The following is a 22,411-nucleotide window of genomic DNA, read 5'->3' on the forward strand; positions in this document are numbered from 1 at the left end:
CCTCGTCACACTCGGCGGATTCCTCGTCCTCGGGTTCCTGGCGTTCCGCACCTACGAGGCCCAGCCGCCGATCCCCGTGCGCACGGTCACCGCGAACGGCCGGGTGGTCTTCACCGGCGACGACGTCCGCGAGGGGCAGAAGGTCTTCCTGCGCGCCGGCCTGATGCAGTACGGCTCGATCTACGGCCACGGCGCCTACCTGGGGCCCGACTTCACCGCCGACTACCTGGACCGCAGCGCCCGGATGGTGCGCGACTCCTACGCCCGCGCCGGCACCGGGGACCCCGCCGAACGGACCGTCCAGGACTACCGGGCCAACCGCTACGACGCCCGGACCGGCACCCTGGTGTGGAGCGACGCGCAGGGCGCCGCGTTCACCGAGCTGACCGAGCACTACGCCGACCTGCTCGGCAGGCCCGAAGGAAAGCAGGGCCTGCGGCCGAAGGCGATCACCGACCCGAAGGACATCCACGACGTCACGGCCTACTTCGGCTGGACGGCCTGGACCTCGGCGGCCGAGCGCCCCGGCCACGACTACTCGTACACCAACAACTGGCCTTCCGAGCCCCTGGTCGGCAACAAGCCCACCGGTCACACCGTGACCTGGAGCGTGCTGTCGCTGATCTTCCTGCTGGCCGGCTCCGGCGCGCTGTTCGCGGCCTTCGGACGCTGGAACTTCCTCGGCTGGCACCGCCGCGACCACCGCGAGCTGCGCTTCCACGCCCCCGACAAGGTCCGGCTCACCCCGGCGCAGCGCACCACGGCCTGGTTCTTCCTGGTGATGGCCGCGCTGTTCCTGTGCCAGGCGCTGCTGGGCGCGGCCGCCCAGCACTACCGGGCCGACCTCGGCAGCTTCTTCGGCATCCCGCTGGACCGCTGGCTGCCGTACAACCTCGTCCGCACCTGGCACACCCAGTTGGCGATCTTCTGGGTGGTCACGTCCTTCCTGGCCATCGGCGTCTTCATCACCCCGCTGATCGCCAGGGGCTGGGAGCCGCGCAGGCAGGCCCTGCTGACCAGGGCGCTGCTCGGCGCGCTGGTCGTCGTGGTCACCGGCAGCCTGCTCGGCGAACTGGCCGGACAGCGCGGCCGGCTCGGCCGGCTGTGGAGCCTGCTGGGCAACCAGGGCTGGGAGTACCTGGACCTGGGCCGGCTGTGGCAGGTCCTGCTGACGCTCGGCATGGTGGTCTGGGTGGTGATCCTCTTCCGCGGTCTGCGCCGCAGGCTGCGGCGGGAGAGCGTCGCCAACATGCCGTGGCTGTTCTTCCTCGCCGCGCTCGCCCTGCCCGCGTTCTACGCGGTGGGTCTGCTGGCGAGCCCCGAGTCGCAGTTCACCGCGGCCGACTTCTGGCGCTTCATCGTGGTGCACCTGTGGGTCGAGGACTTCATGGAGTTGTTCACCACGGCCACCGTCGCCTACCTGTTCGTCCTGCTCGGCGTGGTCCGCGAGCGGGTCGCCCTCGCGGTGATCTTCCTGGACGTCGTGCTGTACGGCGCGGGCGGCGTGATCGGCACCATGCACCACCTGTACTTCTCGGGCGAGCCCGCCGAGCACCTGGCGCTCGGCGCGACGTTCTCCGCGCTGGAAGTGGTGCCGCTGCTCTTCCTCACCGTGGAGGCGTGGGGCTTCCTGCAGATCGGCGCCCGCCGCCACAGCCTGTCGGACACGCCGTTCCCGCACCGCTGGGCGGTCATGTTCCTGGCCGCCGTCGGCTTCTGGAACTTCCTGGGCGCCGGAGTCTTCGGCTTCCTGGTCAACCTGCCGATCGTCTCGTACTACGAGATGGGCACCGGTCTGACGGCCAACCACGCGCACGCCGCCATGATGGGCGTGTACGGGATGCTGGCGGTCGGGTTCGCGCTGTTCGCGCTGCGCTACCTCATCCCGGAGAACCGCTGGTCGGACCGCTGGCCCCGGCTGTCCTTCTGGTCGCTCAACCTGGGCCTGGCCTGGATGTCCTTCGCCACCCTGCTGCCCGGCGGCGCCCTCCAGCTCTACAAGGTGGTCGAGAGCGGCTACGCCGACGCGCGCAGCCTCGGATACCTCCAGGGCGACACCAATGTGTTCCTCGAGTGGCTGCGCCTGCCCGGTGACGTGGTGTTCCTGGTCGGCGGCGTACTGCCGCTGCTGTGGATGACCTGGCTGGGCGTACGCCACCGGGTCGGCCGAACCCGGCAGCCGGACGACGCCGAGCTGAGCCTGCTGTTCACCGAGGTCGGACCCGCGGCGGACGGGGACGGCGACGCGGCGGACGAGGACCCGGCGGACACCGGTCCGGCGGGCGGATCGGGAGCCCCGGAGGCGGTGACCCCGTGAGCGCCGAGACGCTGCTCGCCGCCGGCTACGTGGCGGTGCTGTCGGTGGTGGCCCTCGGACTGGACCTCTACGGCCGCCAGTCCACCGCCGCCTGGGAGTCCCGCGTCTTCACCGGCTACCACCGGGCGGTCGACGAGGCTCCCCCGGCGGTCGGCGCCGACACCTGGCCGCACTCCGAGGTGCACCGGTTCCACCGGGCCTTCTCGCTGTTCGTCTGCGTGGTCGGGGTGGTCCTGGCGGGCGCCGAGACGATCCGCCATCACTCGCCCGCGGACATCGCGCTGCTGGCGGCGGTGTGCGCTCCGCACTGCGTGCTCCTCGCCCTGCTGGGGCGCAGGCTGCGGCGGACCGGGTTCACACCACCCGGGTGAGCCCGGCGGGCCAGTGCTGAGCATGAGCACCTGAGGCCGCGGGGGTTAGAAACGGTACTTATTGTTTCTAACCCCCGCGGCCGTATCATTCCTGCATGACTCCCCGACGACAGCTCACCGATCCCGGCACCGCCGCCCCGGCCCAGCGGGGGCGGCGCGCGGCCGTCCTCCAGTTGCTGCGGGAGGCCGACGGGCCGCTCGGCGTGGCCGAGGTGGCCGAGCGCGTCGGCGTCCACCTCAACACCGCCCGCTTCCACCTGGACGCCCTGGTCGCCGACGAGCTGGCGGCCCGCGGCACCGCGCCGCGCGACGAGCCGGGGCGTCCGAAGGTCGTCTACTCGGCGGTCGCAGGCGAGGGCTCGGACGGCTCGCGCAGCTTCCGCCTGCTGTCCGACATCCTCCTCGGCGTCGTCTCCTCCTCGGTGGAGGACCCGGTGGCCGCCGCCACCCGGGCCGGTCACTCCTGGGGTTCGTACCTGACCGACGCCCCGGCGCCCACCGAGCGCGTCGGCGCCGAGGAGGGCGAGCGCCGGCTGGTGGCGACGCTGGAGGACATCGGCTTCGTCACGGAGCCCGAGCCCGAACCCGTACCGGAATCCGTACCGGAATCCGTACCGGAGGGGTCCGGGCGGGAGGAGTCCGGCCACGGGGAGTCCGGGGGGAAGCCCTCGGCCGGCGCCGAGCGGCGGCTGCGTCTGCACCACTGCCCGTTCCGCGAGGTGGCCCAGCGCCGCCCGGACATCGTCTGCGCCATCCATCTGGGCCTGATGCGGGGCACGGTCGAAACCCTGCGCGCCCCGCTGGCCGCGGAGGGCCTGGAGCCGTTCGTCACCCCGCACCTGTGCGTGGCGACCCTGCGGCGCACCGACACGGACTGAAGCCCCGCGACCGGATCTCCGAAAAGGCCCGGATCACGGCGCCGCCGTCCACGCCCCGTCTACGCCGTGGTGCCGATCTCCTCGGTGATCCGGTCGATCAGGGCGTCCAGTACGCGCGCGGCCTGCTCCGGGTCGAAGTCCTCGCCCAGCCGCTTGCGCACCCCGTCGTCGCTGAGCAGGTGGTGCACGGCCGGCGTGACCCCGTGGCGGGCCAGGCAACTGCGGGCGCACTGGAGCACACAGCCGTCGACGGCGATGACCGGGCGGCCCCCGCGCGCCTTGCGCACCAGGCTGGGTACGTCCCCGCCGACGCCGGCGATGCACGACATCTCGGCGATCCCGCGCCGGTCGAGCTGGACGGCGATCCAGTTCGTCATCTGCGCGGCGCTCGAACAGCCGGAGCAGGAGTAGACAAGGGGCAGATCACGGCGACGGGTCACCAAAGCGGGCCTCACTCAACGCAGTAGGAACGGCGCGAGCGTAGGACGAGCGGGCGGTGGAATCCTGGGCCGACCGGGGTCCGGAAAGGTCCGTTCGGGCCCTGTGAGCTGTTGCTCTTCGGTCACCTTGTTATTTCCCTCACCGCCCTGACCCCCCTCAAGGCAAAGGTCCGCTGCCTAAGATTGGCCTGGACGCGACATGAGAGGGGAGCGGCCGTCCGTGGGAGGAGACTTCATGGAGCCGGGCAGACCCCGCACCGACGTCCTGATCGGCCGGGAGGAACTGCTCGCGGCGGCGCGCGAACAACTCTCGCGCGGAGGCAGCGTGGTCGTCCAGGGCCCCGCCGGAATCGGCAAGTCGACCGTGCTGCGCACCCTGGCCGCGGAGTTGTCCGGCACCGCCCGGACCGTGCTGCGCTGCACCGCCACCGAGTCCGAGTCCCACCTGCCCTTCCTCGCCCTGGCCGACCTGTTCGGCCTGGTCCTGGACGAGGTGTCGGCCGGCCTGCCCGCCGCCCAGCGCACCGCCCTGGAGTCGGCGCTCACCGGACGCGGCGAGTCCAGCCTCCAGCGCGACGGCCTCGCCCTGCGCCTGGCGGTGCTGTCCGCGCTGCGCGCGCTCGCGGCCAAGGGTCCGGTCCTGGTCGTCGCCGACGACCTCCAGTGGCTGGATTCGGCCAGCGCCGAACTGCTCGGCTTCGCCGCCCGCCGACTGGGCGAGACACCCGTGCAGATGCTCTGCGCGGTGCGCACCGAGGACGAGGACTGGGACCGCCATCTGCGGGCCTGCCCGCCCGACACCCTCGCCGTCCGGATCGGGCCGCTCTCGCGCACCCAGGTCTCCGCCCTGCTCGACCACCGCGGCTACACCGGCCTGCCCCGCTCCACCGTCCGCGACATCCACCGCACCAGCGGCGGCAACCCGCTGTTCGCCCTGGAGCTCGGCCGCGCCCTGGCCGAGAACCCCACCCCGCCCCGGCCGGGCGAGCCTCTGCCGGTGCCCACCTCGCTGCGCGCGCTGGTGCTCAGCCGCCTGGAGATGCTGTCCGACGGGGCGCGCCGCACCCTGCTCGTGGCCAGCGCCGGCGCCCGCCCCACCCCGGCGCTGCTGCACGCGGCGGGCCGGGAGAACGCCGAGGCCGAGTGCGCCCAGGCGGCCGAACTGGGACTGCTGGCCACCGAGCCCGAGGGGCCGGCCGTACGGTTCGCGCACCCCCTCATCTCGGCCGCACTGTACGCGGAGGCGCCCGCGCAGGAGCGCCGCGCCGCCCACGCCGCGCTGTCCACGGCGGCCTCCGACCCCATCGAGCGGGCCCGCCACCTGGCCCTGGCCAGCAGCGGCACCGACCCGGAGGTGGCCGCCCGGCTGGCCGGGGCGGCCGAACTGGCCCGGGACCGCGGCGCGCCGTCGGTGGCCGCCTCGCTCTCCCTGCTCGCCGCCCGGCACACCCCCGCCGACGGGGACCCGGCCCCGGACGTCCGGCGTCTGGAGGCCGCCGAGGACGCCATCACGGCCGGCGAGGTGGACCTCGCCCGGGACATCGCCCGCGAGGTGCTGACCCGGGCCACCGTGCCCGCCGACCGGGTGCGGGCGTGGATGGTGGTCGTCGAGGCGGCCGGCCAGGCCCTCGGGGACGTCGACGCGGTCTTCCCTCAGGCGCTGGCCGACGCCGGGGACGACCCGCGGCTGCTCGCCCTGGTCCACTACCAGCTGGCCTGGCGCGCCCTGGTCGTGGAGGGCGACTTCGCCGAGGCACGCGAGGAGGCCGCGCACGCCGCCGAGCTCGCCGCGCGCGGCCGGGACCGGCGCACCGAGCTCATGTCGCTCGCCTTCCAGTCCTCCACCGAGACCCTGATGGGCCACCCGGACGCGCCCGTCACCATCAAGCGCGCGATGAGGGAGCCTCAGGACCCCTACGTGGCCTGCCACCACAACGGCGTCGGCTCGGCCCGCTTCCGCTGGCTGCTGATGAGCGATCAGCTGACCGAGGCCCGGGCCACCATCACCGCGCTGCTGCGCGAGGTGCGACGGCGCGGCATGGTCGAGAGCGAGGTGCACTACCTGCGGCTGCTCGCGGAGACCGAACTGCGCGCCGGGCACTGCGGCCGCGCCCTGGACCTGGCCCGCGAGAGCCTGCGGCTGGCCCGGGACACCGGCATCGGCGAGGGCGCCTCCGCGATGCTGGCCTGCTTCGCCGAGGCCTCCGGCGGCGACACCGGGCGGGCGCTCGCGCTGGCCCGGGAGGCGGTGGAGCACGCCGAGGAGGACGGCGACCAGATGTACCTCTCGCGCGCCCTGGCCGCCCTCGGGTACGCCCAGTTCGTCGCCGGGGACGCGCAGGCCGCCGTGGAGGCGCTGCGCCGGGTCCGCGAGCTGGAGCAGGGGCTCGGCATCACCGACCCGGCGCGCGGCCGCTGGCACGGCGATCTGGCGGAGGCGCTGGTGCTCGTCGGCGAGCCGGCCGAGGCCCAGCAGGTCATCGACGTGGCCCGGGAGCACGCGATGCGGCTCGGCCGGGACAGCGTGCTGGCCGTCCTGGACCGCTCCGAGGCGCTGGTGCGGGCGGCGCGCGGCGACGAGGAGGCCGCCGCCGTCCGGCTGACGTCGGCCCAGGACCGGCTGGCCAAGCTCGGGCACGGCCTGGAGGAGGCGCGGGCCGCGTTCGCGCTGGCCCGGCTGCGCACCACCCGGCGCCAGGGCCCGACGTCGTACGACGAGGCGGCCCGGCTGTTCCGGCGCTGCCGGGCGCTGCCGTGGCTGCGGCTGGTGGACGCGGCCGCCGTCGCCCGTCCGGCGGAGTCCGGGATCGCCCCCGGGGCGCTGGACGGGCTCGCCACGATGGAGCGTCAGGTGGCCGCGCTGGTCATGGAGGGCGCGACCAACCGGGAGATCGCCGCGCGGCTGTTCGTCAGCGTGAAGACGGTGGAGGCGACACTCACCCGGGTCTACCGCAAGCTGGGGATCCGTTCGCGCGTCGACATCGTCCGATTGGCGGCGGGCCGGCGCGCGCGTTGAGCCCGCCGCGGGTTGACTGACCGGGTGGATCCAGTGAGGGCCGCCACCGGGTGGCGCGCCGCGGGACGGCCGGGAACCGCCGGCCGGGACCGCCGGGCCGGACCGAGGGTTTTCCCTGTCCAACTCCCCTAGGGGGTTCCCTCATTGGAGGAGGGTGGGCCCGGACCTAGCGTAAGGGGCGTGCCGCTCGCCCGGGCACACGGGGTTCTGTGCAGGACTCCCAAGGACTCCCGTGCTTCCACCCCCACCCGCGCGACCCCCCACCGGCCAGCCCTCGAGGAGACGCCTTGTTCCGCCTCACCCGAGCCAGACGGACCGCCGCCGCGCTCGCGGCCGGCGCCGCCACCGCCGCCACCGCGCTCTTCACCGCCCCCTGCGCGGCCGCCCTCCCGCAGCCCGTCGTCGGCGGCACCACGACCACCACGACGGCCTACCCGTTCGTCATGCAGATCACCGACGCGTCCGGCAACCAGTTCTGCGGGGGCACCCTGGTCGCGGCCCGGAAGGTCGTCACCGCCGCGCACTGCATGGTCGGCGAGACCACGAACAGCGTCCGCGTGGTCGGCGGCCGCACCTACCTCAACGGCACGAACGGCACGGTCAGCAAGGTCAGCCGGATCTGGGTGAACCCCGACTACACGGACGCCACCAGCGGCGACGACGTGGCCGTGCTGACGTTGTCCGCCTCCATGCCGTACACGGCGGCGAAGTACGTCTCGGCTTCCGACACGGGCGTCTACGCGGCCGGCGCCACCGCCCGCATCCTCGGCTGGGGCACCACCTCCGAGAGCGGCAGCTCCTCCAACCAGCTGCGGACCGCGACCGTGCCGGTCGTGTCCGACTCGAGCTGCCGCGGCTCGTACGGCTCCGACTTCGTCGCGAGCGACATGGTTTGCGCCGGATACTCCTCCGGCGGCGTAGACACCTGCCAGGGCGACAGCGGCGGTCCCCTGCTCATCGGGGGCGTCCTGGCAGGGATCACTTCCTGGGGCAACGGCTGCGCGGAGGCGGGCTATCCGGGTGTCTACACCCGGCTGACCACCTTCTCCGGCCTGGTCAGCGCGCAGGTCGGCTCCTGAGAGCCCTGCCCCGGTGAAGCCAGGGGGCGTTGCGAGCCACCACGAGCGGCCCGCAGCGCCCCCTCTCCATGCCCCCGGCGGGTCAGCGGGGCACGACCGTCCCGAAGCGGACGTCGTACGGCTCCCCCGGGTGCAGTACGGCCATCGTGCGCAGGCCCTCCTCGGCCACCTGGTCCCGCTGCGCGGCGGTCAGCTTCCCGAACGGCTCCACGACGACCACGCCGGCGTCCGGCTTCCACACGCCCGCGAGGAACCCGTCGACGAGGAGGGTGCGGAAGGCCTGGTTGCCCAGCCGGCTGCGGCCCCAGTGTTCCGGGGGTATCACCCGGCTCCGGTCGGCGTGGGAGAGCAGCAGGTTGTCGTACTCGGGCAGGAAGCGGGGCGGGGCCGGGGTGTCCGGGTCGGGGCGGGGGGCTTCGGGGAGGTCGAAGAGCTCGGTGCCGTTCTCGTCGTGGAAGGTGACGAGCCGTGGGCGCAGGCGTTCGAAGGCGTCGCGCAGTCGGGTGAGCCCGGCCCAGGTCTGCATGTCCTTCACGGAGGCGGGACCGAAGGCGGCGAGATAGCGCAGCACGGTGGCGTCGGGGGCGGGGGCCTTCGGCGCGGGGGGCTCCGGCATGGCCGGCGTCTGCGGCTCGGTGGTCGCCTTCCCGGCGGGTGCGGGACGGCCGAGCCAGTGGTCGGCCGTCGTGAGGGCGACCTGGCCGCTTCTGCCCCACAGTCCGCGCGGGGTGACCTGGACCAGCGGCAGCCGGCAGCGCGCGGCCAGGGCGAGGGCCTGCGGATCGGCGTCCGGCCACCGCGCGGTGAGCGCCTCGCGCAGCTGCGCCATGGTGCGCGGCTCGGCCTCCACCAGCTCCCGGACGAGCACGGTGAGCAGGCCGAGGTCGACGCCCGCGAGTCCCCGGCGGAACTGGCCGAGTTCGCGGTCGCGGGCGGGCTGCACGAGCGGGCGCAGGGTGAAGCAGTCCTCGGCGGTGTGGGTGTGGATGGTCGAGCGCAGGGTGACGATCCGGACCGCCTCGCGCTCGGACATCAGGCGCGAGAGCTCCTCGGGCGCGAAGCCGTCGAGGCGGGCGGCGAGGGCGTAGTACGGCGGCTTGACGTTCTGGGCCTGGAGCCCGAGCAGGTGCCCGACGGCGTCCCGGGCGCCCATCTCCGAGCGGCGCAGGAGCAGCTGGCGCGCGAGGGTGGCCCGGTTCAGCGCCCGTGCGCCGAGCACGGGAGGGCCGGCGGAGGTCGTCTTCCTCGTCATGCCCGGCACCGTAGCGCCGTATGCGGACGGATGTTGTCCTCGATCAGCGGTTGGGGTCGGCGTTGCTGATGTCCGCGAGGGCGGAGTGCGGGTCCTCGGTGGTGGCGAGGTCGCCGAGGCTCACCATGCCGACGGGGCAGCCGCCGTGCTCGACGACCGGCAGCCGGCGCACGGCGTACCGGCGCATCAGCTCGACCGCGTGGTCGACGGTGTCCTCGGGGGCCAGGGTGACCACCGGGGGCCGGGTGCAGACCGAGCCGACGGCCGTATCGTGGGGGTCGCGTCCCTCGGCCACGGCCCGGACCACGATGTCGCGGTCGGTGAGGACTCCGAAGAGGTCGCAGTCGTAGGCCACCAGGACGTCGCCGACGTTCTGCTCGCGCATCACGTAGGCCGCCCGCTCCAGTGTGGTCATCGGCTCGACGGCCACCGCGCCGGGTGACATCACGTCGCGCACTCGCCGGGTCATGGGGCACCTCCCGGATCCTCGGTGGTCAGCGGCTGCCCGCCGCGTAGCCAGAACCGGCGGTCCCAAACGGCGGCTTCCCGGCGGGGTCCGTGGGCGAAGGGGCCATGGGCGAGGGAGCCGTGGGCGAGGGGTCCGCGGCCCGCCAGCCGGTCCAGCGGTGGACGGTCACGGCGATCACCGGGCCGTCGGGCGGGGTGCGCCGGTACTGGGCGTACTTCTCGCGCAGCAGGGCCAGTGCCAGCTCGTACTCCTGGCGGACGGCGGGGTCGGTGGCGTCGGCGTGGACGATCCGCGCGCCGCCGTCCGCGCGGGCCCACCACAGCCGGTCCCAGTCCTCGTCGTAGGCGTCGGCCAGCAGGCACACCGCCGGGGTGACCTCGATGTCGTGCAGGCGGGCGAGGCGGGAAGTGCTCTTCGGCTTGCGGTCGACCGCCGTGACGATCCCGTCGCGGCCGTGGACGGCGAAGACCACCGGGACGAGGCGCGGCAGGCCCGCGTCGTCCACCGTGGCCAGCCGCGCCACCCGGGTGGCCGTGAACCGCCGGCGCGCCTCGCCGGCATCCATGCGTGACACTGGCGTGCCTCCTCCCGGTCCCCCCGTCCTCCCGGCACGTCTTCCCAGCACGCTGGGTACCCCTTCCGGCGACGGACAACTGCGTACGGGCACACAATGGGCGGCGGGGCGGACGCGCCGGCGACGGGAGGCGACCTATGCCGTGGCTTGCGGCCGGGCTGTGGGACGTGGGCAATGGGCAGGGCGGACGCCAGCTCGCCGAACTGGGGCTCGCGCTGGTGCTGTCGAGCCTGATCGGCTGGGAGCGGGCCGCGCAGCAGAAGAGCGCGGGGATGCGCACCCACACGCTGGTCGGCGTCGCGAGCGCGCTGATGATGGAGGTGTCCCAGCACGGGTTCACGAACGTCCTCGGGCTGGAGAACGTCTCGTTCGACCCGTCCCGGGTGGCCGCGCAGATCGTCTCCGGGATCGGCTTCATCGGCGGCGGGCTGATCTTCGTACGGCGGGACGCCGTGCGCGGGCTGACCACGGCCGCCACCATCTGGCTGACCTGCGCGGTCGGCATGGCGTGCGGGGGCGGCCTGCCGATCCTCGCACTGGCGGCCACCGCGCTGCACTTCCTGGTCGTGCGCGGCTACCCGCGGCTGCCCGGCCGGCTCTCCCCCGGCCCGGTGCCCGCCACGGTCGAGCTGCGGCTGACGTATCTGACCGGCCGGGCGCTGCTGCCCCGGCTGATGGAGACGTGCACCCGGTGGGGCTTTCGCATCGTGCAGGTCAGGGCCGACCGGCTGCCCGGGCGCACCGACTCCGCCGCCCGCGTGCTGCTCCGGCTCGAGGGCACCGCGGACGCCGGGCAACTGGCCTCCGAGCTGTTCCACGGCGAGGGCGTGCTCGACGTCGACCTGAGCCTCGGGGACGGCGACGAGCAGGACGAGTGAGCGGGGCGGGCGACCGGGCCGACGGTCGGGCCGGCGGATGATTGACGCGGGGCCGGGCCGGGCACCCGGGGCGCACTGTGCCCGGAGAACGGCGAGCGTCACGCACTCTGCTCACGGGGTGGTTCAGCTTCCCGGACGGGGAGGCGACCGCCGGTGACGTGCTGGCCCTGCACCGCGTCGAGGACGTGCTGCGGCGGTCCGGCATCCCCTACGACGTCGCCTGGAGCCCCGGTTTCCGGCCCGGAGCGCTGCACCTGGACGACGTGGACGCCGGACGGTACGGGCGGCTGGTGTTCCTGTGCGGTCCGCTGCACGGACCGCAGGTCGAGGCGCTGCACCGCCGGTTCGCGCACTGTCTGCGGGTGGCGGTGGGCACCTCCGTGATCGACCCGGACGGCCCCGCCGTCACCGGATTCCACCACGTCCTCGCCCGCGACGCCCCGCGCTCGGAGCCCGCCCTGGACCTGGCCGCCCGCGCCCCCGCCCTCCCGGCGCCGCCCGTGGCCGGGGTGGTGCTCACCCACGGGCAGCACGAGTACGGGACGGCCCGGCGCCACGACGTGGTCGCCCGGGAGGTGGGCTCCTGGCTGGGTGGCAAGGACTGCGCGCGCGTCGAGCTGGAGACCCGGCTCGACGCCCACGACTGGCGACTGTGCGCCACGCCCGCCCAACTGGAGTCGGTGCTCGGACGGTTGGACCTGGTCGTCACCGACCGGCTGCACGGGATGGTGCTCGCGCTGCGCGCGGGGACGCCCGCGCTGGCCGTGGACCCGGTCGAGGGTGGGGCGAAGGTGACCGCGCAGGCGCGGGCCTGCGGCTGGCCCGCGCTGGTGGCGGCCGAGCGGCTGAGCACGGGGGAACTGGACCGCTGGTGGCACTGGTGCCTGTCCTCCGGAGTGCGGGAGGCACGCCGGGTGCGGGACGAGTTCGCCGGGCACGCGGTCGCCCGGGACGGTGCTGAAGGGCTTCTGGAGGCCCTGGGGGCGGGCCGCGCCGGTTAGTCCGCGGGCGGCCGGGCACCCGGGAGGCGACGCGGCAGCCAGGTCGGTCCCTCCCCCTCGTACGCCCGTAGGAGCAACAGTGTCGACAAGCCGACTCCCCGATCGCGAACAGCGGATCCTCAACGAGATAGAGCGTGCCCTCAGCCGTGACCGGCGCCTGGCGAGGCGCCTGCGCGCGGCGCGCCGTCGCAGGCGGCCCGATCTCTCCCGGGTGGTGCGCTACTCACCGCGCCCGTGGACCGTCGCGGTACTGCTGGCGGTGGCCGTGGTGCTCCTGGTGGCCGGCATCGTGACCGCGCAGCCCGGTGTGATCTGCGCGTTCGCGCTGGTGTGGCCGGTGAGTCTGTACGCCGGGTTCCGGCTGCTGTGCCGGTGGTCGGGGTCGGCGGGTTCCTGAGCTTTTGCCCGGGGGGGTCTCAAAGGGCGAGCGCCCCGGCAACACCGACTGATCCGCATCGTCGACGCCGTCGACCGATCCCGCCACGGACCCCCGCCGGCTTCCGGCGGGGGTCCGTGGTGCCGCTCTCACCCGACGTAGGAGCGGGCGGTGGAGCGGCGCTGGCCGTCCTCCAGGAGCCGGAGCCGCCCCTCCACCTCCGGGGGGAGCACGCGGCGCTCGCGCAGGACCCACGGCAGTGCCGCGGTCGCCTCGGCGAAGGCGCGCAGCGAGGCGGTGTCGCGCGGCACGGTGCGGGCCAGGTGCAGGGTGCGGCGCAGCGCGGGCCGGGCGGGCCGGCGCAGCCAGGTGAACCACAGGGTGTTGCGGATGCCGTCCCGGCGGCGGCGCCTGGAGTCCCGTGCCACCGAGGGCTGGTGATGGATCGTCAGGTCCTCGGCGTACGTCAGCCACCAGCCGTCCGCGGCCAGGTCGGCGGCGAGCAGTTCCTCCTCACCGCCCAGCCACAGGCGCGGGTTGAAGCCGCCCGCGCGGCGGAAGGCGTCGGTGCGCAGCACGGTTGCCGCGGCGAGGAAGGAGCCGAGCGCCGGGCCGGGGAGCCAACGCGGGCCGGGGACGGGTGAGTTGCGCAGTTCCTCGACGATCGGGTCCTCGGTGCCGTCCGGTTCGACGACGATGCGGGCGGTGACCGCGCCCAGCGCGGCGTGCCGGTCGAGGAGGTCGGCGGCGCCGGCCAGGGCGCCGGGCGCCCACCAGGAGTCGTCGTCGCAGAAGGCGACGTACGGGGTGCGGACCCGGCGGACGGCGAGGTTGCGGCCGACGGCGCCCAGGTTGCGGCCGGGGCGCAGCAGCCGTACGTGCGGGTGGTGGCGGGCCACGGCGGCGGAGGTGCCGTCGGTGGAGCCGTTGTCGGTGACGAACACCTCGGGCTGCTCGGGGAGTTCGGCGAGGCGGTCGAGGGTGCGCAGGAGTTCGGGGCGCCGGTTGTGGGTGATCACCACGACCGTGGTGCGGGGATCGGTCATGTGCGGGCCTCCGGGCGGGCGCCGTCCAGGAGCCGGGCGGCGTTCTCGACGTACGGGGGCAGGGGGCTGCGGGCGCGCAGGGCGGCCGGCAGCCGGGCCAGGGCGCCGCGCAGGGCGGCCCGGGCGTGCGGGTCGCGGCGGGCCTCGGCGGTCAGGTCGCGGGTGCGGGCGAGGGCGAGCGGCAGGGGGCGGCGCAGCCAGGCGGTGAGCAGTTCGTTGCGGCGCTGCACGGCCGGGCGGCCGGTGCGCGGGGCGGGCGCGGGATGGTGGTGGGCGGTCACCTCGGGGCAGTGGGTTACGCCCCACCCGCGCGCGGCCAGGTCGTACGCGAGCAGGGTCTCCTCGCCGCCGAAGAACAACACCGGGTGGAAGCCGCCCGCGTCGAGGTAGGCGGTGCGGCGGGTGACCGAGGCGCAGGCGAGGAAGCCGAGGACCTGGGTGCCGGGCAGGTCGGTGGCGGTGCCGAGGGGCGAGTCGGCGAGGACTTTGTCGAGCGGGTCGGGTTCCTGTTCGGGTCCGACGAGGGTGTGGGCGGCGAGCAGGCCCAGCCGCGGGTGCTCGTCGAAGAGGCGGGCCGCCTGGGCGAGGGCGCCGGGCGCCCACCAGGAGTCGTCGTCGCTGAAGGCCACGTAGGGCGTGGTCAGGGCGCGGACCCCGTCGGTGCGGGCGAGGGCGCCGCGGTTGGCGGGCAGGGCCAGTACGCGGACCTCGGGGAAGTCGCGGGCGAGCATGGCGCGGGTGCCGTCGGTGGAGGCGTTGTCGACGACGACGATCTCGGGCCGCTCGGGGAGGGCTCGCAGATGGCGGAGGGTGACGGCCAGGCTGGCGGAGCGGTCGCGGGTGGCGATGACCACGCCGACGGGTGAGCGTTGCATGGTGCGGGTCCCCATCGTGTCGACGGCATCGGTCGGTTGGCGGGACGTACGCCGGGTACGTCAGCGGGACGGTGGCGGCTCGGGGAGGGCGTCGAGGGCGTCGAGGACCTCGTCGGGGGTGATCCGCAGGAGCGCGGGGTCCGGGCGGCGGCCGTGCGGGTCGCCCTCGGGGCCGTGCCACAGGGCGCGGTGGCGGGGGTCGTCCGGGGGCGGCCCCCAGCGGCTGGGCGGGACCGGGCCGCACAGGGTCACCGAGGGGGTGGCGTGGGCGACGGCGAGGTGGGCGATGCCGGTGTCGCCGCTGACGACGGCGCGGGCGCCGGCGACCAGGGCGGAGAACCGGTCGTAGGGGAGGCCGCCGCCGAACACGTCGGTGTCGGGCAGCCCGGCCCGCTTGGCGAGGGTGGCGACGAGGTCGCCCTCGTCCGCTCCCCCGGTGACGACGACGCGGTGCCCTCGGGCGCGCAGCGCCTCGGCGACTGCGGCGAACCGGTCCACGGGCCAGCAGCGGGCCGGCGACCCGGCGCCGGGGTGCAGGACGACCGCGCCGGGCGCCGGGGAGGGGCCTTGCGGCCGGGGCAGGCGGAGGTCGGTGGGGTCGGCGTCGACTCCGTACCAGCGCAGCAGGCGGCACCAGCGGTCCCGTTCGTGCTCCTCGGCGTACCACGGCGGGCCGTCGATCTCCGGTGTCCCCGGGTGCGCGAAGGCGAACAGCCGGCCGGGGGCGAGGTCCTCGAGCAGCCGGTGGCTGGGCGGGCCGTTGCCGTGCAGGTCGACGGCGAGGTCCGGGGGCGGCCCGGTCCAGTCCAGGGCGTCCGGTACGGCGCGGCCGGGCGCGGACGCGGGCAGCAGCCGGTCCACCGCTCCGGTCGCCGCGGCGAGCGGCTCCAACTCGCCGGGCGCGGCGAGCACCAGCTCGTACCCGGGAAGACCCCGCCGCAGACCACGCAGCGCCGGCACCCCGGCCAGCAGATCCCCGAGCCCCAGCGCACGCAACACCAGCACCCGGGGCCGCACCCCGGACCGCCACTGCCGCCCCTCGGGCCAACACCGCTCGCCGCCGGACAAGGACCGGTCTCCTCCGAGCCCGCCGCCGGCCTCACGGTCACGGACCCGGGTCGTCGGCCGGGGCGCCGGACGCCCCAGGGGGCGCGGTGATGCGGTCATCGGGCGGCCCGCACCCCCGGACCGGCCGCCCGCCCGACCACCGGCCACTTCGGGCCCCCGGTCCCCCAGGACACGGAGCCCACCGGCCCCGCCCGTCTGGGCCATCGGCCCGCGGCCGGGCTCATGGCCGCCGGCCTGTGCCGTCGGGCGGGGCGTCGGGCGCCCCGGGGGCCGCGCGGGCGACAAGCGCCCCGGGTTCCCGGGTGCCGCGTCCGCCGGGACGCCGCCGCGCCCGCCCGCCGCGCCCTCGCCGGGCTCACGGTCGCGGACCCGGGTCATCGGGCGTCCTCCGACGCCCTGGCCAGGAGGGCTGTGGAGGAGCGGCCGTCGAGGTAGGGGAGGAGGACGGCCTGGCCGCCCCATTCCTCCAGGAGGGCCGCTTCGGGGAGGTCGGCGCCGGCGTAGTCGCCGCCCTTGACCCAGACGTCCGGGCGGAGTTCGGCGAGGAGGCGTTCGGGGGTGTCCTCGTCGAAGACGGCCACGGCGTCGACGCAGGCGAGCGCCCTCAGCACGCGGACCCGGTCCGCCAGCGGGTTGACGGGCCTGCCCTCGCCCTTGCGGCGCTGCACGGAGGCGTCGGAGTTGACGCAGACGACCAGGCAGTCGCCGATCCGCCGGGCGGCCTGGAGCAGGCCCACGTGCCCGGCGTGCAGCAGGTCGAAGCAGCCGCCCGCGGCGACCACCGTGCCGCCGCCGGCCCGTACCCGGGCGACGAGGCCGGCCGGGTCGTCGCCGGGCGGCCGGGTGTCGCCGGCGGGCGCGGTGCCGAGCAGTCCGCCCGCTCCCCCGGCGCCGACGAACGCGGTCGCCGCGGTGACGGCGCCTTCCACGGCCTCTCCGACCAGCGCGCCGTCGGCGAGCAGCCCCGCCGCGGTCGCGGCGAAGCGGTCGCCCGCGCCGCACGGGTCGCCGTGGTGGGCGGCGGTCACGGGCACCAGCAGCGGGTGCTCGCCGTAGGACAGCAGCGCGCCGCGCGCGCCGAGGGTGACCGTGACGGCGGCGACGCGCCAGTGCCGTACGAGGGCGCAGGCCTCGTGGGCGACGGAGCGCAGTTCGTTGCCGGGGCCGCCGGGGGCCGCCCGGTCCTCGGCGTCGCCGCGCTCGGCCGCCAGGGCGGCCGCGAAGCCGTGGGCCTCGGCGCGGGCCGGGGTGACCAGGCGGGTGCCCGGCGCCGGGGGGCCGCCGCGCGGGTGGGGGTCCCACACCACCGGGGGGCGGCGGCGCAGTTCGTCGCGCAGCGCGTCCGCCGTGCCGCGGCCGTAGTCGGAGACGAGGACGGCGGACGCGGAGGCGAGCGCGGCGCGGGCCTCGGCGGTGGCCTCGCGGGCGCGGCCACCTCCGCGGTCGAGGCGGACGACCGGGCGGCCGCGCGCCAGGACGCGGGTCTTCTCCGACAGCTCGCCCGTCATCGGCAGCGGAACGAGCCGCAGCCAGGGCTGGAGGAGCCGGCGCAGCTCGCGCGCGGCCGGGCCGTCGTCCAGGCCGGTGATCAGGGTGACGTCGCGGCCGTCGCGGGCGGCGAGGTACGCGGCGAGCGCGGCGCCGCCCGGCCGCAGCCGCTCGTCGCAGTCGGCGACGACCGGCACGGGCGCGTCGGGCGCGAGCCGGTCCGCGTGTCCGGTGAGGTCGCGGTCCAGCAGGGCGTCGCCGACCACGACGAGGGGTGCCTTGCCCGTCATGTCACCTCCCGCCCCGCGCGAGGGCCGCGTCGAAGGCCGCGCACACCATGTGCACGGCGACCAGGTGGAGTTCCTGCACGGTGGCCGTGGAGGCCCCGGCCACGCACAGCGCCTCGTCGCTGCCCGCGCTGAGCGGGTTGGGCGCGGGCCCGGTCAGCGCCCACACGCGCATGCCGGCGGCGCGTCCGGCGTCGGCGGCGGAGAGCAGGTTGGCGCTGGCGCCGCTGGTGGACAGCAGCATCAGCACGTCGCCGCGGCGGCCGTGGGCGCGCACCTGGCGGGCGAACACCTCGTCCACGCCGTAGTCGTTGGCGATGGCGGTGGTGCTGGAGGTGTCGGCGTGCAGGGCGATCGCGGAGAACGGGGGGCGGTCGTCGCGGTAGCGGCCGACGAGTTCGGCGGTCAGGTGCTGGGCCTGGGCGGCGCTGCCGCCGTTGCCCGCGGCGAGCAGCCGCCCGCCGCCGCCGAGGACGGCGGCCAGCCGCTCGCCCCACCGCTCGGTGATGTGCGCGGAGCCGCGGAACTGGCCGAGGGCGGCGAGGAGTTCGTCGCAGTGGCCGGCGACGGCCGGTGTGTCGACGCTCATGACGTCACCTCCGGAGGTTCAGGGGACGGCGGGTTCGGTGGCCGGCCGGGGCGCGCATCAGGCCACCTCCGGCTTCAGTTCGTGCTCGGCGGTGACCCGCCGGTAGACCTGTTCGGCGCCGTCGGCGACGCGCCGCCAGGTGAAGCGGGCGAGGACGCGTTCGCGCCCGGCGGCGCCGTAGCGGCGGCGGGTGCGGTCGCTGCCGAGCAGGTCGCGGACGGCGGCGGCGATCGCCTCGGGGTCGCCCTCGGGGACGAGCCGGCCGGTGCGCCCGTCGGCGACCGAGTCGCGGTGGCCGCCGACGTCGGTGGCGACGACGGGCACCGCGCAGGCCATCGCCTCCAGCGGCACGATGCCGAAGGGCTCGTACGTCGGTGTGCACAGCACGAGGTCGCTGCCGCGCATCAGCGCGGGCATCCGCCGCGGGTCGACGGCGCCCAGCAGCCGTACCCGGTCGCCGACGCCCTCCTCGACGGCGAGTTCCAGCAGCCGTTCCGCCTCGGGCTCGGTGTGCAGGAGTCCGGCGGGCGGGCCGCCGGCGACGAGGAGTTCGGTGTGCGGGATCCGGGTCAGGGCGCGGATGGCCTGGTCGTAGCCCTTGCGGCGGACGAGCCGGCCGCAGGCGAGCAGCCGGTGCCGCTGTTCCCGGGCGGGCACACCCGGGTCCCCGGAACCGGAGGCGCCGGGGTGGAAGTGGCCGGCGTCCACTCCGCAGGGCACCACGGAGACGTGGTTCGGGGAGATGCCCATGGCGGCGAGTTCGTGCACCTCGTCGCCGCAGGTGGCCAGCACGCGTTCGCAGGTGCGGCCGATCTGCCGCTCGATGCCGATGCGTTCGCGCGGGCTGGTGTCCTCGCGGCCCTGGTGGCGGCGCTTGACGGTGCCGAGCGCGTGGAAGGTCTGGATGACGGGGATGCCGTGCGGGCCGGCGCCGAGCAGGGAGGCCATGCCGGACATCCAGAAGTGGGCGTGCACGACGTCGGGCCGCTCGCGGCGCCAGACGCGCGCGAGATACGCGCCGAAGGACGGCATGTGGGGGAACAGGGCGTCCTTGGGGATGGCTTCGGGCGGTCCGGCCGGTACGTGCTCCACGACTGAGCCGCCGGGCAGCGGCACGCGGTCGGGCAGTTCGGTGCTGTCGCGGCGGGTGTAGACGGTGACGTCGTGTCCGCGCCGCGCCAGCTCCTCGGTGAGGCGGGCGACGTACACGTTCTGGCCACCGGCGTCGACCCCGCCGAGCGCGGCGAGCGGGCTCGCGTGCTCGGACACCATGGCGATCCTCATCGGGTCACCTCCTTGAGCAGCCGCTCCCAGTCGTCCAGGAAGCGGGGAAGGCCGTAGCGGGAGAGCGCGGCGGCCCGTGCTCCCTCGCCGACCGCGCGTGCGTGCAGCGGGTCGGCGACGAAGTCCCGTACGGCGTCGGTCAGTACATCGATCCGGTTGGAGACCACTCCGGCACCCGGGGGCACCGCCTCGGTGACCTCGGTGGTGGCGAGGGCGACGACGGGCATGCCCAGGTGCATCGCCTCCAGCAGGGACAGGCCGAGGGAGGTCCAGCGGACCGGGTGGAGGTAGAGACGGCGCCTGGCCATGGCCGAGTGCAGGTCCTTCTGGACGAGTTCGTGGGAGCGGCACCGCCCGGGCGGCACGCCCAGGTGGCCGGCGAGACCGTCCGTGCCCATGCCGAAGACGTCCAGCGGGGCGGCCCGCGCGAAGGCGGGCAGCAGGTCGGTGCCCGTCGTACGGCCCCGCCGCACGGGCTCGTTGACGACGACGGCCGCGTGGGGCAGTTCGCCGGTCCACAGCGGGCCGGGGTCGACGATGCCGTGCTCGATGACGGCGGTCTCGGCGCTTCCGGCGTCCCACATCAGCCGGTTGAAGTGGGTGACGTGCACCAGCGGGATGCCGTCGGGGAGTTCGGTGACGGGGTGCCGGGTGTCGGGCACGTTGCCGTGCGGGGCGTTGTGCTCGAGGTAGACCATCGGCGGTCGGCGGCCCAGCCATCGGCGTACGAGGTCGTATTCGTGCGGGCGTTGCAGCACGACGAGGTCGATGTCCGCCTCGCGCAGTCGCTCCGGCGGGAGTTCGATCACCGAGCCGGGCCAGTCGAAGGTGCGGGCGCGCCCGAGGCCGTCGGGTCCGCGGTCGGGAGTGACGGGGACGATGTAGGTGTGCGGGCCCTGGACGAACGCCGTCGTCCAGGAGCCGTGCACGTGCCAGATGAGGATCCTCACGCCTGCATCACCTTCTCCACGGCGGTGAGCACGTCATGGGCGGTCACCGACTCAAGGCAGGGGTGTCCGGGCACCGGGCAGTTCCGGGCGCGGCTGTCGGCGCACGGCGCCTTCTGGTCGCCGAGCAGTACGTAGGGCACGCCGTAGGGGCGCCAGCGTTCGGCCGGTACGACCGGCGCGAACAGGGAGACGACGGGGGTGCCGACGGCGGCGGCCAGGTGTGCGGGGCCGGTGTTGCCGGTGACGACCGCGCGGGCGCCGGCCAGCACGCCGGCCAGTTCGGGGGCTTCGGTGCGGCCGCCGAGGTCGAGGCCGTGGGCGCCGGCCACGCGGGCGGTCAGGTCCCGCTCGCCGCGGCCTCCGGTGACCACCACGCGGTGTCCGGCCGCGGTGAGTTCGCGCACGGCCTGGGCGCAGCGTCCGGGGCTCCAGGCGCGGGCCGGGACGCTCGCGCCGGGGTGCACCACGAGGTAGGGCTCGGGGCCGGTGAGCGCGGAGGTGTTTGGCGGGGGCAGCACGCGCAGGCGGGTGTCGTCGGGGCGGGGGAACCCGGCGGCCTCGGCGAGGTCGAGGGCGGCCTCGGCCTCGTGGGCGTGCGGGGCGCGCTGGTGGCGTACGTCGAGGAGGGAGCCGGGGTAGTCCACGCTGTCCGCGGCGATGCGCCGGACGCCGGCCAGGCGCAGCAGCAGGGCGGTGGGCAGCGGTGACTGGTGGAAGGAGGTGAGGACGAGGGCGGTGTCGGCGTCGACGGCGGCGAGGAGCGCTTCGGTCTCCGCCCGGTTCACGGGCGGCGGCTCGAATCCGGCCCAGGGCGCGTCCCATACGAGGATGTCGTCCACGCCGGGGAGCAGCCGTGCGGCGGGCTCGCCACGCGGCCCGCACAGCAGGGTGACGTGGTCGGCGCGGGCGGCGACGGCACGGACGGCGGGCCCGGCGAGCAGCACGTCGCCGAAGCTGTCGAGCCGGGTGACCAGGGCCTTCATCGGGGCCTCCGGACGGCCGCGCCGGGTGCGGGCGGGGCGCCGCCCGCGCAGGCGGCCTCGGCGGGGCGTTCGCCGGCGAGGACGCGGTCCGGGGGCGGTCCTGCCAGGATCGCGCGGACGGCGGTGGTCAGGTCGGGGGCCACGTGGCCGGCGCGGGCGGTCTCCTCGGGGCGGGTGACGGGGGTGGGGACGAGGATGCCGTGGGCGCCGGCACGGCGGGCGGCCTCCATGTCGGCGCCGATGTCGCCGACGACGACGATGCGTGACGGTTCGGCGCACAGCCGGCCGGCGGCCCACAGGATCATTCCCGGCGCGGGTTTGCGGCAGTGGCAGCCGTCGCCGGGTCCGTGCGGGCAGACGGCCCACACGTCGAAGGGTCCGAGCAGCGTGTCGACGCGTGCGTTGACGCGGCGGACGTCGGCGGCGGAGACCAGGCCGCGGGCGATCCCCGACTGGTTGGTGACCACGCCGGTGCGGATGCCCCGCGCCCGCAGCAGCCGCACAGCCTCGCGGGCGCCCTCGACGGGGCGTACGAGATCCGGGTCGCCGTTGTAGGGGACGTCCTCGACGAGGGTGCCGTCGCGGTCGAACAGGACGGCCTGCACGGGACGTCGGGGGCGGTTCACGGCGCGACCTCCTGCCAGGCGGGGGCGCTCCGGTGTCGCCACCGTCCGCTCAGCCAGTGCCAGCTGGCGGCGGGCGGAATGAGCACGCTGGTGGCGGCCATGGTGGTGACCTCCTGCCGGGTGCGCGGCCCGGGTGCGATGCGCGCCCAGGCGAACTCTGCGGTGCCGGCCGCCCAGCCGAGTGCGGCGAGCGCGGCGGCCCGGCGGTGCCCGCTCAGGGCGAGCGCGCAGGCGGCGGCGCCGGCGGTGGTGACGGCGAGGTGGGTGCGGATGCGGCCGCGCGGGGCGACCGCCTTCTGCCACCAGTCGGGGCCGTGCAGGCGCAGCATGAGCGCGTCGTCGGCGTTGCCGCGCTGGGCGCGCAGGGACACCCAGCGGTCGGCGGGGCGGACGGGGTGCCGGGTGGTGCGGCGGCCCTGGCGGATGCGCCAGCCGGCGTCGAGGACGCGCAGCGCGAGGTCGGCGTCCTCGCGGAAGGCGCGGCGGAAGCGTTCGTCGAAGCCGGCGACCTGCTTGAGGGCGTCGGTGCGGTACGCCATGTCGGCGGTGATCCAGCGGGCGCGG

At 75.6% G+C, this 22,411-nt stretch carries 22 protein-coding genes; 8 read left to right on the forward strand and 14 right to left on the reverse strand.

Annotation, left to right across the window (positions count from 1 at the left end; genetic code table 11):
* From IE249_RS31140 to IE249_RS31150, 3 genes are all read left to right on the forward strand, one after another.
* On the forward strand, nucleotides 1-2,317 hold a 2,317-nt coding region (locus IE249_RS31140), incomplete at its 5' end, for a nitric-oxide reductase large subunit (RefSeq protein ID WP_229859640.1).
* A complete protein-coding gene (locus tag IE249_RS31145; protein WP_189710195.1) occupies nucleotides 2,314-2,688 on the forward strand; it encodes a hypothetical protein in 375 nt (124 codons plus the stop codon). The genes IE249_RS31140 and IE249_RS31145, both read left to right, overlap by 4 nt.
* 95 nt (nucleotides 2,689-2,783) lie before the next feature.
* Nucleotides 2,784-3,566 carry a helix-turn-helix transcriptional regulator gene (locus tag IE249_RS31150; protein ID WP_189710197.1) on the forward strand — a complete coding sequence of 261 codons (783 nt, stop codon included), beginning with the start codon at nucleotides 2,784-2,786 and terminating at the stop codon, nucleotides 3,564-3,566.
* Nucleotides 3,567-3,625: 59 nt separating this feature from the next.
* Here IE249_RS31150 and IE249_RS31155 read toward each other — a convergent pair whose 3' ends face one another.
* On the reverse strand, nucleotides 3,626-4,021 hold the full coding sequence (locus IE249_RS31155; protein WP_308434422.1) for a putative zinc-binding protein: 396 nt from the start codon (nucleotides 4,019-4,021) through the stop codon (nucleotides 3,626-3,628).
* Between the two features lie 220 nt (nucleotides 4,022-4,241).
* On the opposite strand from IE249_RS31155, the gene IE249_RS31160 reads away from it, so the two are divergent.
* Nucleotides 4,242-7,022, forward strand: a complete 2,781-nt coding sequence (locus IE249_RS31160; protein WP_229859641.1) for a helix-turn-helix transcriptional regulator — start codon at nucleotides 4,242-4,244, stop codon at nucleotides 7,020-7,022.
* Nucleotides 7,023-7,309: 287 nt separating this feature from the next.
* A complete protein-coding gene (locus tag IE249_RS31165) occupies nucleotides 7,310-8,101 on the forward strand; it encodes a S1 family peptidase (protein ID WP_189710203.1) in 792 nt (263 codons plus the stop codon).
* 82 nt (nucleotides 8,102-8,183) lie between these two features.
* Here the strand turns inward: IE249_RS31165 and IE249_RS31170 are convergent, their stop codons facing one another.
* From IE249_RS31170 to IE249_RS31180, 3 genes are read right to left on the reverse strand one after another with little or no spacing between them, the layout of a single operon-like run.
* Complete coding sequence (locus tag IE249_RS31170) at nucleotides 8,184-9,353, reverse strand: winged helix DNA-binding domain-containing protein (RefSeq protein ID WP_189710205.1); 1,170 nt, start codon at nucleotides 9,351-9,353, stop codon at nucleotides 8,184-8,186.
* Nucleotides 9,354-9,396: 43 nt separating this feature from the next.
* The gene (locus IE249_RS31175; RefSeq protein WP_189710206.1) at nucleotides 9,397-9,822 is read right to left on the reverse strand and encodes a CBS domain-containing protein; all 426 of its coding nucleotides are present in this window, start codon (nucleotides 9,820-9,822) and stop codon (nucleotides 9,397-9,399) included.
* Between the two features lie 25 nt (nucleotides 9,823-9,847).
* A complete protein-coding gene (locus IE249_RS31180) occupies nucleotides 9,848-10,387 on the reverse strand; it encodes a TIGR03668 family PPOX class F420-dependent oxidoreductase (protein ID WP_189710320.1) in 540 nt (179 codons plus the stop codon).
* Between the two features lie 146 nt (nucleotides 10,388-10,533).
* Between IE249_RS31180 and IE249_RS31185 the strand changes: the two genes are divergently transcribed.
* From IE249_RS31185 to IE249_RS31195, 3 genes are all read left to right on the forward strand, one after another.
* Complete coding sequence (locus IE249_RS31185) at nucleotides 10,534-11,274, forward strand: MgtC/SapB family protein (protein ID WP_189710208.1); 741 nt, start codon at nucleotides 10,534-10,536, stop codon at nucleotides 11,272-11,274.
* 77 nt (nucleotides 11,275-11,351) lie between these two features.
* Nucleotides 11,352-12,275 (forward strand): polysaccharide pyruvyl transferase family protein, encoded by a 924-nt coding sequence (locus tag IE249_RS31190; RefSeq protein ID WP_189710210.1) that lies wholly within the window; start codon nucleotides 11,352-11,354, stop codon nucleotides 12,273-12,275.
* A 79-nt stretch (nucleotides 12,276-12,354) separates the two neighbouring features.
* Nucleotides 12,355-12,672 carry a DUF3040 domain-containing protein gene (locus tag IE249_RS31195; RefSeq protein ID WP_189710212.1) on the forward strand — a complete coding sequence of 106 codons (318 nt, stop codon included), beginning with the start codon at nucleotides 12,355-12,357 and terminating at the stop codon, nucleotides 12,670-12,672.
* 128 nt (nucleotides 12,673-12,800) lie between these two features.
* On the opposite strand, the gene IE249_RS31200 is transcribed toward IE249_RS31195, so the two are convergent.
* The 10 genes from IE249_RS31200 to IE249_RS39070 form a co-directional block, all read right to left on the reverse strand.
* Nucleotides 12,801-13,697 (reverse strand): glycosyltransferase family 2 protein, encoded by an 897-nt coding sequence (locus IE249_RS31200; RefSeq protein ID WP_189710214.1) that lies wholly within the window; start codon nucleotides 13,695-13,697, stop codon nucleotides 12,801-12,803.
* On the reverse strand, nucleotides 13,694-14,572 hold the full coding sequence (locus IE249_RS31205; RefSeq protein ID WP_189710216.1) for a glycosyltransferase family 2 protein: 879 nt from the start codon (nucleotides 14,570-14,572) through the stop codon (nucleotides 13,694-13,696). Before IE249_RS31205 ends, IE249_RS31200 begins: the two co-directional genes overlap by 4 nt.
* A gap of 60 nt (nucleotides 14,573-14,632) precedes the next feature.
* On the reverse strand, nucleotides 14,633-15,739 hold the full coding sequence (locus IE249_RS31210; RefSeq protein ID WP_189710218.1) for a glycosyltransferase family 9 protein: 1,107 nt from the start codon (nucleotides 15,737-15,739) through the stop codon (nucleotides 14,633-14,635).
* 275 nt (nucleotides 15,740-16,014) lie between these two features.
* On the reverse strand, nucleotides 16,015-17,418 hold the full coding sequence (rfaE2, locus tag IE249_RS31215) for a D-glycero-beta-D-manno-heptose 1-phosphate adenylyltransferase (RefSeq protein WP_189710220.1): 1,404 nt from the start codon (nucleotides 17,416-17,418) through the stop codon (nucleotides 16,015-16,017).
* A 1-nt stretch (nucleotide 17,419) separates the two neighbouring features.
* The gene (locus IE249_RS31220; protein WP_189710222.1) at nucleotides 17,420-18,004 is read right to left on the reverse strand and encodes a D-sedoheptulose-7-phosphate isomerase; all 585 of its coding nucleotides are present in this window, start codon (nucleotides 18,002-18,004) and stop codon (nucleotides 17,420-17,422) included.
* Between the two features lie 57 nt (nucleotides 18,005-18,061).
* Nucleotides 18,062-19,288: a glycosyltransferase gene (locus IE249_RS31225; protein WP_189710224.1), complete on the reverse strand. Its 1,227-nt coding sequence runs from the start codon at nucleotides 19,286-19,288 to the stop codon at nucleotides 18,062-18,064.
* Nucleotides 19,285-20,238, reverse strand: a complete 954-nt coding sequence (locus tag IE249_RS31230) for a glycosyltransferase (protein ID WP_189710226.1) — start codon at nucleotides 20,236-20,238, stop codon at nucleotides 19,285-19,287. The genes IE249_RS31225 and IE249_RS31230 overlap by 4 nt, the downstream gene beginning before the upstream one ends.
* Complete coding sequence (locus IE249_RS31235) at nucleotides 20,235-21,221, reverse strand: glycosyltransferase family 9 protein (RefSeq protein WP_189710229.1); 987 nt, start codon at nucleotides 21,219-21,221, stop codon at nucleotides 20,235-20,237. Before IE249_RS31235 ends, IE249_RS31230 begins: the two co-directional genes overlap by 4 nt.
* Complete coding sequence (locus tag IE249_RS31240; RefSeq protein WP_189710231.1) at nucleotides 21,218-21,847, reverse strand: D-glycero-alpha-D-manno-heptose-1,7-bisphosphate 7-phosphatase; 630 nt, start codon at nucleotides 21,845-21,847, stop codon at nucleotides 21,218-21,220. Before IE249_RS31240 ends, IE249_RS31235 begins: the two co-directional genes overlap by 4 nt.
* On the reverse strand, nucleotides 21,844-22,411 hold a 568-nt coding region (locus tag IE249_RS39070), incomplete at its 5' end, for a glycosyltransferase family 2 protein (protein WP_373304500.1). The genes IE249_RS31240 and IE249_RS39070, both read right to left, overlap by 4 nt.

The organism is Streptomyces anandii JCM 4720, assembly GCF_014650655.1.
GTDB classification, from domain to species: Bacteria; Actinomycetota; Actinomycetes; order Streptomycetales; family Streptomycetaceae; genus Streptomyces; species Streptomyces anandii.